We start from the raw sequence: 1,609 nt of genomic DNA, 5'->3' as shown, positions 1-1,609 counted from the left end.
CTTCCTAAGAAACAGCCGGATTGCCGTCGCCCGGAATGGCCTGCAACACGAAGCCTAGCGATTTCGCCCGGCGCTGTAGGTTGGCGAGGACACGGCTACGATATTGCTGCTCATATTGGTCTGCACCAGGATCCCTGTAACTGATGCCGTGCCGGAGTGTGTTGTAGCACCGCAATCTTGCGAGCGGTCGCCGTCACGGCCTTCGATTTACCCGCGCGTGAGGACAGCCGACGATAGAATGCTCCAAGCGCTGTCTCGCTCCGCCCCACGGTTGTTGCTGCCGACCGCAACAGCGCAGCTGCGCGACTTGAGGATCTCCGTGTGCGCGAGGACAGCACCTTGCCGCCGGAGATCTTGTTTGCCGGGTGCGAGGCAGAGCCAGGAAGTGAAGTGTTTGGCGCTCGGCCATGCCCTTAAATCCGTGCCGCACTCGCCGATGAGCTTCAATGCGAGCGACGGACCCAACCCATGGATCTCGGTCAAATCGACGCCAAGCACGCCATACAGCGCGGTCCTGACATCGAAGGTGGGTGTGTTGACCTGCTTGGTCTTGACGCGTGGCTTGGCTAGCTTTCCGACTGGTCCTGCTCCTTTGGTGTTCAATGCACTGATCAGGACTTCGAGCTTGCGTTCACAGTCGAGCATCTTTGCCTGATAAGCGTCGTAGAGCTCCAGCGATTGAGTCAACGCGAAGACATGTTCGTGGCGGTCATTGCCTACGAGTGCTGCGCGGATCGTCTCGATCGATGAATGGCAGCGCACGTCCCGATAGGTTGCTAGGACGTCGGGATTGCGTTCGCCTGCGACAATGGCTCGGATAATCCGCATGCCGGTCGCGCCGGTGATATCCGAGACAACATGATGGAGCTGCAGGTTCATCTCCATCAGGGCCTTCTGCATATGTTGGATATGGGCGGCAGCATATTCCACGAGCCGCTCGCGCTCTGCGCAGATAGGCTCGCAAGATTGCGATCTCGGCATCGGGTCGAAAGCTACCCCGTAACAGGCCATAGGAGTGGAGCTGGCGTAACCAAGCGGCATCGCTGACATCGGTTTTGCGACCAGGTACATTCTTGGCGTACCGCGCGTTGACCAGAATGACCGCGAACCCGCGCTGTTCTAGGATCTCCTAGACCGGGATCCAATAGACCCCAGTGGATTCCATCGCGACACTCGTCACGCCGCACGCCTTGAACCAGTCCGCCAGCTCATGCAGGTCTTGCGTGAATGTGCCGAATGCACGCACTGGCGTATCGGTGCAGGCCGGGTTCACCGCCGCCAGGTGCATCTTTGACCCGATGTCGATGGCGGCCGCGCCAAGGTTGACCGGCTTTAAGTCCGGGCCGCCACCAGTTGTCCTCTTAGGCATCGCAAATCCTCCGTCCGATGATGGGCTGGAGGGTCTGGGCTATGCCAATTTGTCATCTTCCTAATCGGGATCGCCGCCGAAACGGCGTCACCACTCTCAAGTTCGCATGCGCCCATGGACCACGTTTTTTAACGGGACAGTGCCTCCAATAAGCTGACGGCCGCTACCCTCCGAGCCAAGGGATAGCACAAGGCTGTTTCTACCCCGCACAGGCGCGCCATCCCCCTGGACAGTTTTTTA

At 59.2% G+C, this 1,609-nt stretch carries 1 pseudogene; it reads right to left on the bottom strand.

Features of this window, described 5'->3' with window-relative positions:
- Positions 1–4: 4 nt before the first annotated feature.
- Positions 5–1,369 (bottom strand): annotated as a pseudogene (locus AC0L2J_RS34680) (IS110 family RNA-guided transposase).
- Positions 1,370–1,609: the final 240 nt, after the last annotated feature.

Source organism: Bradyrhizobium sp. MV1.5 (assembly GCF_055807615.1).
The sequence above is the reverse complement of the archived record's forward strand: the minus strand, read 5'-3'. Positions and strand labels throughout refer to the sequence as shown.